The organism is Maricaulis sp., assembly GCF_048268525.1.
In the GTDB taxonomy this organism is placed as follows: domain Bacteria; phylum Pseudomonadota; class Alphaproteobacteria; order Caulobacterales; family Maricaulaceae; genus Maricaulis.
In genome coordinates this window covers 33,177-44,684 of the sequence record NZ_JBLWVH010000022.1, presented here as the reverse complement: position 1 = coordinate 44,684, position 11,508 = coordinate 33,177, and the positions used below count along the sequence as shown (strand labels likewise).

Here is an 11,508-nt window from a genome sequence, read left to right as displayed (position 1 = left end):
GCTAATGCCGTGGAGGCGGTGGTCCGTCACGGCGGCGATCACGCGGAGGGCCCCGACGCCCGATCCGGTCCCGACCCGCCTGTAGCGCGGCAGCCCGGGTCTCTGCATCCAGCCCGGCAACCACGTCAAGGACGACAGCCTCGATCCGCATCTCGATCGCTCGCTGGTTGACATGCAACCGTTCCATCGCGTCGGCAACCGCCTCGGCATCGAAGGTCTCGGCGACCAGAAGGGCGTCGAGTTCACGCCGGATATCCATGGTCTCGAAACCCGGCTCACGCAGCTCCGAAAAAGCGTCGCGCAGGCGCCGGCGGGCTTCGCCCCGCGCCTCGTCCGGCAGGGCCTCGACAAAATTGCGCAAATCGAACCCCTGGCGCGCATTGGGCCGCCCGCGGCGGCCGGCCTCGCGCTCGTCCGGTGACGGCATTTGCCAGCGCGGCCCGTCGGCGGTGCGATGCACCACATATCCGGCCAGGGCACCATTGATCAGGACCGACCCGACAAGGGCAATGATCCAGGGCAAGGCGGGTCTCATGCGTCGTCTCCCAACCAGTCGACCCAGTCCTGCTCATAGCCGGTAAAGGCATCGGCATAAATTGCGTCCATGTCGTCCTGTGGCACGGTCACGGCGCTGCTGGCAAAGCCCAGGCAAACGCCCAGAACCAGCGCAGCGGCCACCGCCGACGGTGCCATCCAGTCCGGCATGGACGGTCGCGGCATGCGGGCCAGCACGCGGCGCTCGAGCAGGCTCGTGTCCGCAACCGGCTCAATCAGCCGATCAAGCAAATCGTCGAGGACCATCTCGTTACTGACCGCAGCGGCAACCTGTTCCCGGCTCAGCCGGGCAAAGCGTTGCGCCTCTTCGCGTTCATCCGCCGGCCAATGCGCCGGATCGGCACCATAGGCCTCGAGAATCTGGAGAAATCGTTCCTCAGTCATCATTCGTCACCGTAACGGGCGTTACCGCCCCGTGCATAGCTGGCTATCAGATCGGGCGCATCGCCCAGCAGAACCGCCTTGAGCTTGCGACGCCCTCGCGCCAGCAGTGATTCAAGCGCGTCCACGCTCACAGACATGATCTCCGCCGCCTCAATATTGCTCAACTCCTGGAAGTGAACCAGTTCGAGCGCCTGACGCTGGCGGTCGGGCAATTGCTTCACCGCATCGGCGACACGATTGCCGCTCTCCGCCTGTTCCATCTGCTCGTCCTGCCCGGGGGCGCCATCGGCCCGTTCGGGCACGGCATCGGTCAGGACCTCCCGCCGCTTGCGCAGGCGGTCGTAGCAGAGATTGAGGGCGATCCGGCACACCCAGCTGGACACCCGCGCCTGGCCAGACTGCCAGCGACCGGCGGCCTTCCAGATGCGCAGGAACGTCTCCTGGGCCACGTCCTCGGCTTCCATCGGGTCGCCCAGCGTGCGCCGGGCCAGTCCGATGATCCGGGACATGTTGGCGGCCATCAGCTCGCGCGCCGCGTCGCGATCGCCCGCGCCGATGCGCGCCATCAGCCGGTCTTCCGCCGCCCGGATGTCGGCCAAAGCCGACGCCCCGACAGGCGGGCGTTCGCGGACACGGCCCGAGATGGGCCCGGCATTGGCCGGTTCATCTGTCTTCATGCCGTGTCCGTCAAACATTCGCGTTGCTGCTAGTTCCGCCACCACCGGCGACGGTCCTCGCGGCGTTCCTGACGCCTTTCCGATGCGGCGTCCAGCTCGTCCGGCGTGATCACGCCATCCTCGTCGGTATCGAGCATCTCGAACAGGCGGTTTTCACCGTCGAGGAACTCGGCGCGGGAGATCCGGCCATCCTCATCGGCATCGAACTGCCGGCCCGGACCTTCACCGTCCGGCCCACCGCGACCGCCACGACCGCGCATGCCGCGACGTCCGCGACGCTCGCGACCATCATCCTCGCCAGCTTCGGCTTCGCGGGCCGCCCGCAGGCGCTGGCGGACCGGGGACTGGTCAGCCTCGTCGAGATAGCCGTCGCCATTGCGATCCATCCAGACGAACATTTCGCCCTGCAGATCGTCGACTTCAGCCCGGGTGATGGAGTTGTCGCCATTGGCGTCGGCGGCGCGCAGCATCATCGCGGCGCGCATCGCGGGGTTGCCGCCGCGCTCACCACGGTGATGTCCGCCGTGACCCTGGGCCTGGGCGGCAGCGCCGGCCAGCATCAGGCAGGAGGTGCTCATCAGCACAATCAGTTTGAGAGATTTCATGACGTCGTCCTTGTCGTTCATAGCCTCGCTACAGGTAGAACGGGGCTGGCGCGGATTTCCGTCGCCACTGTGTCACATTTTTCCGACCCGGCGCTCGAACACCTCGCGGACGTCCCGCATGCGCCGGTCCAGCGACGCTTCGAGCGCTTCGATATCGGGGCAGCCGGCGAGCTCGGCCAGCCGCGTCGCAAATCCGGTGCTCGCCTGGGCCGGATCGAAACCGGATCCGTGGGCGCACCGGATCATCTGCAGCACGCCCAACTGCAATTGCAGGGTCTCGGTCAAAAGCCTGACCTCTGAGGATGGCAGGACACCCGCCTCTCCCAGCGCCTGCAGTGCATCCCGGGTCGACGCCCGGACCACGTCCTTGCGGTCGGCATGGATGAGCTGGAGGGTCTGGGCAATAAATTCGATGTCCTGCAGACCACCGGGCCGGGCCTTCAGGTCCCAGCTTGAAGAGGGCGGTTTTGCCTCGGCCAGTCGCTGGCGCATGGCCCGCGCATCATCACGCACACCCTTGGCATCGCGCGGCCGGCACAGCGCCCGTTCGAACGAGGCCCTCACGGCTTCGGCCAGAGGCCCGTCACCGGCGATAATCCGGGCGCGGGTCAACGCCATCATCTCCCAGGTCCAGGCTTCATGCGGATAATAGCTGTCAAATCGCGACAGCGAGACCGCGACCGGCCCGGCCTTGCCGGACGGCCGCAATTGCATGTCGACGGTATAGAGCTCGCCTTCTTCGGTGGGCGCCGACAGGGCGCTGATCAGGCGGGTGGCAAAGCGGCCGAACCAGCCCGAAGCCGTCTCGTCGCCCTCATAGATGATCATGATGTCCAGATCGCTGTCGGCCGCCAGTTCGCGACCACCCAGCTTGCCCATGCCCAGAATGACACCCTCACCCGGCATCGGGCCGAAACGGCGCTCGGTCTCGTCCTGCGCCGCCCGGGCCATCGCCGCGAGGCTGGCATCCGCCATGGCCGAAAAAGCCGCGCCGGCGATTTGTGCGCTAGCCATCCCGTTGAGGATCTGGGTACCGATCCGGAATCGTTCCTCGCGCACGCGCCGGCGCGCCGAGTTGAGCCGGTCCTCATAGCCGCGGGCCCGCGTCAGCGCCTCGGTCAGGACCACCGCGAAACTGTCGGGAGCATCCTGATCCAGCGGCACCGAAAAACGGTCGTCCAGCATCGCGTCCAGCAGTGCCGGACGGCGAGCCAGGTCGGAGGCCAGGCGGGGCGCCAGGGTCAGGATGCCAATCAGGTCCGCCGCCAGTCCCGGCTCGTTGGACAACAGTGACAGGGGCTGCACGCCCATCGGCAAATTCTCGAAGAAGGCGGCAAACCGGGCCATCGCCGCATCCGGTTCTCCGGTCGCCGACATGCGGTCGACCAGTTGCGGCGCGATGCGGGCGAACAGGGTCCGCGCCCGCGCTGACCGGGCCGCCCTGACCCGGCCCGCCGCCCAGCCGTTCAACCGCGTCCAGACCGCGTCCGGCTGAGAGAAACCCAGTGTTTGTAGCGTGGTGATGGTATCCGGCGTCGGCTCAACTCCGGTCAGGATCAGTGATCCGGCTGACGATGACAGCGCATCGTCGTCCTCGAACTGGTCCGAGAAATGGCCATGAACCCGTTGCAGGCAGGCGACAACGGCGCTCTCGAACGCCGCGACATCGGCAAATCCCGCCAGGGCCGCCAGGTCGGCGCGGTCATCATCGTCAAGCGGCACGGTCTGACTGGCCTCGTCCTGGCGCATCTGGATACGGTGTTCCCAGTTGCGCAGGTCGCGATAGTCTCGGGAAAGGGCCTCGACCACCTCCGGCTCGACAGCACCGGTCACGGCCAGGGCCTCCAATGCTGCCAAGGTGGACGGTTCGCGCACCCGCTCGTCCCGACCGCCGAAAACCAGTTGCGGGATCTGCGCGTAGAATTCGATTTCGCGGATCCCGCCACGCCCCAGTTTCAGGTCATGCCCGGCGGGACGGATTTCGGCGCGGCGCCCCACGGTCTGGATCTGGCGGGCGAGCCCGCGAATGTCATCAATGGCGGCATAGTCCAGCGAGCGGCGCCAGATGAAGGGCTGCATGTGGTCGAGAAAGCGGGTCGCGGCCTCGCGATCACCGGCGCTGGCGCGGGCCTTGATCCAGGCCGCCCGCTCCCAGGTCTGCCCCAGGCTCTCGTAATAGTTCAGTGCAGCGTCGGTAGAGATGATGACCGGGGTCGCGCCCGGATCGGGCCGCAAGCGCAGATCGACGCGGAAGACATAGCCATCGGCCGTCACGTCCTGCAGCGATTTCACCACCGCCTGGATCAGGCGCGGCAGGCGCTTGCGCGGCTCCTCACTGTCCGGCAGCGACAGGCTGTCCGGGTCGTAGACCGCGACCAGATCAATATCCGAGGAATAGTTGAGATCGCCGGTGCCCATCTTGCCGAGCGCCAGCAGGATGACGCCGGGAAGCGGATTGTCGGGGTCCGTGACCGGATGGGCGCGGCCCTGTTCGGCGAGGAAGCGGACATGGGCATGCAGGGCGGCCTGCAGGGCCGCGTCGGCCAGTTCGGTCATGGCCCGTGTCACTGCCCGCACCTCCCAGACACCGGCCAGATCGGCCAGCGCCGTGACCAGATGGGCGTCGCTCTTGGCGTTGCGCAGGGCGACATCGAGTGCGGCGGCATCGGGGGCTTCTGCGCCGGCCCTGTTCAGGTCTGCGACAATGGAGGCGATGAGCGCGTCCGGCGTTTCGGCCATGCAGGCTCGCAGCGTGTCCGGTTGGCGCTGGGCCAGTCGGGCCAGGTAGGGCGCTGCGGCGAAAACCGTATCCAGAAAATCATGCGCTGGCGCGATCGCCTGGCGGACATCATCGGGCAGTGCCGCGATCACATGCGCCGCCGCACCCGGTTCGCAGCCGGGCAGCGCGGCCAGTCGCGCCGGCAATACACATTCCGGATGGGCGGCAAGATCAGTCATGGCAAGCAAACTGACCCGATCCGCACCTCAGGTGAAGGTCTGCACCAGGAAATATGTTGCTGCGACACACACGCGCCGGATCAGCTTTCCGCAGCCGCCTTGGGAAAGCAGAGCGAGGCACGCAGGCCGGGGCCGTGACCACCGGACACGACACCTGGCCCTTCGGCCAGGGCGAACTCCCCATTGTGGACATCGACAATGGCCTGGACCAGCGACAGGCCGAGCCCGGAGCCTGGCTGGGTGCGGGAATTGTCCAGCCGCACGAAGCGCTGGGTCACCCGGTCACGATCGGCCTCCGGAATGCCGGGCCCGGTATCGGTGACGGAGAATTCGATCCGGCCATCACCGGTCTCGCGCAGGCGCAGGGTCACCGCCTCGCCGGTCGGCGTGTACTTGACCGCATTGTCGAGAATATTGGCCAGCGCCTGGGACAACAGACCCCGATCGCCCAGCATCGACAGTCCGCCCTGGATCTCGCTGTTGAAGGCCAACCCCTCATCCTCGCAGACGGGCTCGTAGAGTTCGGCCAGGTCAGCCGCGATATCGGCCGGATCAAGTCGCTGGATCGAGGCGCGGCTCTCGCCCGCCTCCAGACGGGACAGCGACAGGATGGCGTTGAAAATGCCCAGCAGTTCGTCGGTATCGGCAACGGCGCGCTCCAGCGCCTGCTCGCGCGAGCCGGGTGCTGCTTCCTCGCGCAGCGCCTCGTCGAGGCGATTGCGCATGCGGGTCAGCGGCGTGCGCAAATCGTGGGCAATGCTGTCGCCGGTATGGCGCATGCGGTGCATCAGCGCCTCGACCCGGTCGAGCATGTTGTTGAAATTCTCGGACAGCTCGTCCAGCTCGTCGCCGGTGAAATTGCGCGGCGCTCGCGGTTGCAGGTCCCCGGCCTTGACCCGCCGGGCGACCGTATTGATCCGATCGAGACGGCGCGCGAAACGGCGGCTGACGAAAATGCCGGTCGCCACTCCCAGCGCCAGCGCCAGTGCCGAGGCCGCCAGAATAGTGTTGAGCATGCGCGAGACGAGGCGTGTCTCCTCGTCGACATCGAGGCCGACATAGAGCCGGTAACCGGACGGCAGCTCGATGATCCGACCACGCGCGGTGCGGTCGTCCTTGCCATCCTCACCGTCATTATCGCCCGCAGCCGGGCGTCGATAGGTGAACTGGACCCGGCCCTCATCATCGGGCTGGACCTCGGGCAGATAGGTCAGATTGCCGGACAGGCTGCGTCCGGTGGGATGGACGAGCAGATAGAGATAATCCGCCCCGCCGCCGACGGTCCGTTCGAGGATGTAGCGATTGACCGTGCGTATCCCGCCGGCCTGGAAGCTGGCATCCAGGGCCACGACTTCCTCGTTGATGGCGGTGTCGGCACGGCGAAGCACCATGCCGGCCGAGGCCGCATAGACAAAGCCCAGCGTGACGAAACTCGACAGGGCGAACAGGGCCGCCGACAGAAGCGTCTGCCGGAAGGCCGTTGTTCGAAGGAAGGCGGCACCGCGCGCCGTCATGCCGGATCAGGCCTGCAGGCGGTAACCGGCTCCGCGCACCGTGTGCAGCAGCGAGCGCGGGAAGGGTTTGTCGATCTTCGAGCGCAGACGCGAAATGTGCACATCAATGACATTGGTCTGGGGGTCGAAATGATAGTCCCAGACTTTTTCCAGCAACATGGTGCGGGTCACCACCTGGCCGGAATGCTTCATCAGGAATTCCAGCAGGCGAAACTCGCGCGGCTGGAGCAGGATGTCCTCGCCCTCACGGATCACCGTGCGGGCGAGCAGGTCCATTTCCAGGTCACCGACCACCAGCTTGGTGCGGACCGTGTCCGGGTCGCGGCGGCGGGCCAGGGCCTCGACACGGGCCAGAAGTTCGGCGAAGGCATAGGGCTTGACCAGATAGTCATCGCCGCCCGCCTTCAGCCCTTCGACGCGGTCATCGACTTCGCCAAGGGCAGAGAGAATGAGGACCGGGGTGCGGTCATCGTCGGACCGCAAGGCGGCGACCATCGACAGCCCGTCCATGCGCGGCATCATGCGGTCGACGACGAGCACGTCGTATTCCGCGGCGCGGGCCATTTCCAGACCCTCCTCGCCGTCGCCGGCATGGTCGGCCACATGGCCGCTTTCGCGAAGGCCCTTGCGGATATAGCTGGCAGCTTCGCGGTCGTCTTCAACGATCAGAATGCGCACCCCGATCTCCTTTTCTCTAGTCGGCAGAGCCGAGTTGCAGGGCGACATAGCGCTGACCGCCACGTCCCTCGACCAACAGCAGGATGGCGCTGCGACCGTCTTCACGGGCTTCATCGGCGATGGCCCGGAGGGCCTCGGCGTCGGCAACAGAATTGCCACCCGCTTCCAGGATGATGTCGCCGACCTGGACCCCCTTGCGGGCGGCCTCGCTGCCCGGCTCGATCTCGTCGACCACCACGCCGCTGACATCGGCGCCAAGGCCGCGGACCTCACGATCCTCCTCAGCGAGCGGCGCCATCGACATGCCGAACACCGATGTCCGTGCCGGTGCAGCATCAACACTGCTCATGCTGGCCAGCTGTTCCTCACCCGGACGGTCGCCGAGCGTGGCCCGGATGGTGCGTTCGCGGCCATCCCGCAGGACCAGGAAACGGACATCGTCACCGGCCTGGATATTGCCGACGCGGCGGGTCAGGTCGCGGGAGCCTTCAACGGCCTCGCCATCGATTTCCAGCACCACATCCTCGCGCTCGAAACCGGCGCGGTCGGCAGGACCGCCTTCGACGATCGAGCTGATGATGGCACCGGTTGTTTCCTCGAGGCCAAGCGCCTCGGCGATGTCCTCGGTGACGTTCTGGATCGAGACACCCAACCAGCCGCGCGCCACCCGCCCGTCATCGCGCAAGTCTGCGATGATGCGGGCGGCGACGTCGGAGGGGATGGCAAAACCGATGCCGACATTGCCGCCGGACGGCGAGAAGATCTGCGAATTGACGCCGATCACATTGCCATTGAGGTCAAAGGTCGGACCGCCGGAATTGCCGCGATTGATCGAGGCATCGGTCTGGATGAAGTCGTTATAGGTGGAGTTGCCGATCGGGCGACCGATGGCCGAGATGATGCCGGCGGTTGCCGTACCGCCAAGGCCGAACGGGTTGCCGACCGCGACGACCCAGTCGCCGACCCGGTATTGCGGATTTTCTTCCAGTCGGACGAAGGGGAAATCGGTCTCGCCATCCACCTTCAGCAGCGCCAGATCGGTTTGCGGATCGGTGCCGATGACACGCGCGGCGAATTCCTCGCCCTCGGACGTACCGATGGTGATCTCGTCGGCCTCGGCGACCACATGATGGTTGGTGACCAGGTAGCCGTCAGCCGAAATGAAGAAGCCGGAACCCAGCGACTGGCGCGGCTGCGGCTGCGGCGCTTGGCGCTGGCCGCCGAACTGACGCTCCATCCATTCGCGCATTTGCGGCGGGAGATTGTCGAGGTCGGGCCCATTGCCGCCGCCAAAGGGCGAGCTTTCGACCATGCCGCTGACCTGCACCGTGACAACCGATGGGCTGACGGTTTCGATCAGGTCGGCGAAGGACAGGGGCGCACCGGCCGGCACGGCGGCCGCCAGGGGCGGCGCCTCGGACGACTGGACGGCGTAGGCCTCGCCCATCGAACGATCCAGAAGACTACCTGCTGCCAGCGCCGACAGGGCCAGGAGCGAAACTCCGCCGAGGCGGCGTATGCGATCAACCGAAATCATGAGTGATGACGACCTTTCCATTGCGATTAGGGGCACAACTTCACGCGGCGGGACTAAACCCCGCCTGTCTCAAACATTACAATAACATTACAGATGGTAATTTACCCGCCATCTTTCAAGCGGGTCCGCACGACTACGGGACTGTGCAGGGTCCGATGCACCGGGCATTTGTCGGCGATCTCGAGAAGCCGGGCCTTCTGGGTCGCATCAAGCTCGCCTTCAAGCGTGATTTCGCGCTCGAAAATGTCGACATGTTTTTCTTGGCCGTCGACACAGTCGGCACAGTCCTCGGCATGGCCCTTGTGATGGCCGGTCGCGACCGTGACCCGGTCCAGCGGCAGGCCCTTGCGGTTGGCATACATGCGCAGGGTCATCGAGGTACAGGCACCCAGCGCAGCGCTGAGATAGCCATAGGGCGACGGTCCGGCATCCAGGCCACCGACCGAGGCCGGCTCGTCGGCCAGCATCACATGATCGCCGGTCACGACGTGGTTTTCATAGGGCCCGGCACCGGTTTCCCGGACGATGACAGCCCCCTCGCCCGCCGCCGCCGGTGGCTCGGGCCGCGCTTCGGGCAGGTATCGCCCGGCCCAGCTTGCAATGGTATCCGCGACATACACCGCATCAGCCGCTTTGCTGAGCAGATGGTCGGCCTCATCGAGGCTGACAAAGCTCTTGGGATGCTTGGCCGCGCGAAACAGGCGCGAGGCATTGTCGATCCCGACGACGGCATCGGTGGGCGCATGCAGCAGCAAGAGCGGACGGTGCAAGTCAGCCGCAGCCTCTTCCACCTTGTGATCGGCGATGTCGTCGAGGAACTGCTTCTTGAGGGTGAAGGGCCGACCGGCCAGCTCGACCCGGGCCACACCGTCGCGCTCGATCGTGTCGATCCTGGCAGCGAATTGTTGCGTCACATGGGCGGCATCCGCCGGCGCCCCGATCGTGGCCACCGCCCGGACCGAGGGAAGCCTGCCGGCCGCCGCTATCACCGCCGCGCCGCCCAGCGAGTGCCCGATCAACAGGGCCGGCGCCTCGTGTTCGGCGTCCAGATAGCCCGCCGCAGCGATCAGGTCAGCGATGTTCGAGGAGAAGTTGGTATTGGCGAAATCACCGTCGGACTGACCAAGGCCGGTAAAGTCGAACCGCAGGACAGCAAACCCCGAAACGGTCAGCCGGCGGGCGATCCGGCTCGCCGCCAGGATATCCTTGGAACAGGAAAAGCAATGCGCAAACAGGGCAAATGCCCGCGGCTGGCCATTTGGCAGGTCCAGTCGCGCGGCCAGTGTTTCACCAAGGGCGCCCTCGAATTCAATGCGTCGGGACTGCGTCATCAACTGTCTCCATCATCCGGTCTGGTTCCAGTGCGGAGGTAAGACGTCGACACAATCGTGCAAGACACAAACGCGTGCGGTCGGTGTCAGGCCTCAGCGGGTCTCGGTATCACCGGCAGCTGGAGGCGCCTCACCCTCGCCCTGCCAGACCCCGGCTTCGCGCAGGGCCTCGGCCACTTCCGGCGGCATATAGGTCTCGTCATGCTTGGCCAGCACTGTGCGCGCCTGCAACACGCCGTCGGCAGCGAACCGCCCCTCGACAACGACGCCCTGGCCTTCGCGGAACAGGTCGGGTAGCAGGCCGGCATATTCCACCTGCACATTTTCAACCCGGTCGGTGATCACGAAACGGGTGGCACCGCTGGCCGCCTCACCCACCGACTCTTCCAGCACCAGACCACCGACCCGGATCCGGGCCTCGATTCCGGGATGCTCCGCGGCGATCTCGCTGGGCGAATAGAAGAAGACCACGGCACTGCGCAACGCGAACAGGCCGAGGCCGACTGCGACCACAAGGACAGTCGCCGAAGCAGCGATGGTGGCAAGACGTCGATTGCGATGCCGCATCATTCCGGCTCCCGGCGTTGAAAAATGAGCATGAGATTATTGGCCGGCATGTCGACCTGTTCAATCAGGCACAGGTCATGCGAGGCCAGAAGCGCGACCACGGCATCCAGCGACCGCACACCCCACTCCGGATTTCGCGCTTTCAGCGACGCGTCAAAAGCGAGGTTGGACGGCGCGGTCGCGTCGCCTTGCAGATAGGGACCGTACAGCACGACAACACCGCCCGGCCGAAGCCGGCCTTGCGCCAGCGCGGCCAGCGCCTCGGCGACGGCCCATGGAGCGATATGGATGACATTCATGCAGACCAGCGCGTCAAAGCCGTCAATCTCGGCCAGGGTCTGCGAGCGCAGGAGATCGATCTCGAGCGGCGCCAGGATCGCCCCGCCTGCCTCACCGGCCCAGCTTGCCTGGCTGTCGCGCGATGCGGCGTCGGGGTCACTTGGTTGCCAGCTCAGATCAGGACGGACCTGACAGGCCGCGACCGCATGTTCGCCGGTACCCGACCCGATCTCCAGGACAGATGCGCCGGTCGGCAGGGCGCGAGCCAGGACCGCAGCGATCGCGTCACGATTGCGCGCAGCGCTGGGTGAATAAAGGCGACCTTGCTCGTTCGCACGGTCTTCCAGGGCAATCGGTGATCGGGGCAGTTTGGACATGGCAACGACCTACGTCGCACACGGTGTTCGCGCAAGCCGCCACGAC

The 11,508-nt window shown here is 66.1% G+C and carries 11 protein-coding genes; all 11 read right to left on the bottom strand.

The features are described 5' to 3' along the window. Position 1: 1 nt before the first annotated feature. Complete coding sequence (locus tag ACN0X9_RS11770; RefSeq protein WP_417487769.1) at positions 2-535, bottom strand: periplasmic heavy metal sensor; 534 nt, start codon at positions 533-535, stop codon at positions 2-4. Further along, positions 532-939: a hypothetical protein gene (locus ACN0X9_RS11765; protein WP_417487768.1), complete on the bottom strand. Its 408-nt coding sequence runs from the start codon at positions 937-939 to the stop codon at positions 532-534. Before ACN0X9_RS11765 ends, ACN0X9_RS11770 begins: the two co-directional genes overlap by 4 nt. After that, positions 939-1,616, bottom strand: coding sequence for an RNA polymerase sigma factor (locus ACN0X9_RS11760; protein WP_417487767.1), 678 nt, complete (start codon positions 1,614-1,616; stop codon positions 939-941). The genes ACN0X9_RS11765 and ACN0X9_RS11760 overlap by 1 nt, the downstream gene beginning before the upstream one ends. A 29-nt stretch (positions 1,617-1,645) precedes the next feature. Continuing rightward, positions 1,646-2,221 (bottom strand): hypothetical protein, encoded by a 576-nt coding sequence (locus ACN0X9_RS11755; protein ID WP_417487766.1) that lies wholly within the window; start codon positions 2,219-2,221, stop codon positions 1,646-1,648. A 72-nt stretch (positions 2,222-2,293) separates the two neighbouring features. Beyond that, on the bottom strand, positions 2,294-5,179 hold the full coding sequence (locus ACN0X9_RS11750) for a bifunctional [glutamine synthetase] adenylyltransferase/[glutamine synthetase]-adenylyl-L-tyrosine phosphorylase (RefSeq protein WP_417487765.1): 2,886 nt from the start codon (positions 5,177-5,179) through the stop codon (positions 2,294-2,296). An 80-nt stretch (positions 5,180-5,259) separates the two neighbouring features. Continuing rightward, entirely contained in the window at positions 5,260-6,693 is a 1,434-nt protein-coding gene (locus ACN0X9_RS11745; RefSeq protein WP_417487764.1) for an ATP-binding protein, read from the bottom strand. Between the two features lie 6 nt (positions 6,694-6,699). After that, on the bottom strand, positions 6,700-7,371 hold the full coding sequence (locus ACN0X9_RS11740; RefSeq protein WP_417487763.1) for a response regulator transcription factor: 672 nt from the start codon (positions 7,369-7,371) through the stop codon (positions 6,700-6,702). A 16-nt stretch (positions 7,372-7,387) separates the two neighbouring features. After that, positions 7,388-8,908 carry a Do family serine endopeptidase gene (locus tag ACN0X9_RS11735; protein WP_417487762.1) on the bottom strand — a complete coding sequence of 507 codons (1,521 nt, stop codon included), beginning with the start codon at positions 8,906-8,908 and terminating at the stop codon, positions 7,388-7,390. 101 nt (positions 8,909-9,009) lie between these two features. Further along, positions 9,010-10,239: an alpha/beta fold hydrolase gene (locus ACN0X9_RS11730; RefSeq protein WP_417487761.1), complete on the bottom strand. Its 1,230-nt coding sequence runs from the start codon at positions 10,237-10,239 to the stop codon at positions 9,010-9,012. A 93-nt stretch (positions 10,240-10,332) separates the two neighbouring features. After that, a complete protein-coding gene (ccmE, locus tag ACN0X9_RS11725; RefSeq protein WP_417487760.1) occupies positions 10,333-10,809 on the bottom strand; it encodes a cytochrome c maturation protein CcmE in 477 nt (158 codons plus the stop codon). Then, positions 10,806-11,462 (bottom strand): DUF938 domain-containing protein, encoded by a 657-nt coding sequence (locus ACN0X9_RS11720; RefSeq protein WP_417487759.1) that lies wholly within the window; start codon positions 11,460-11,462, stop codon positions 10,806-10,808. The genes ccmE and ACN0X9_RS11720 overlap by 4 nt, the downstream gene beginning before the upstream one ends. Positions 11,463-11,508 lie beyond the last annotated feature (46 nt).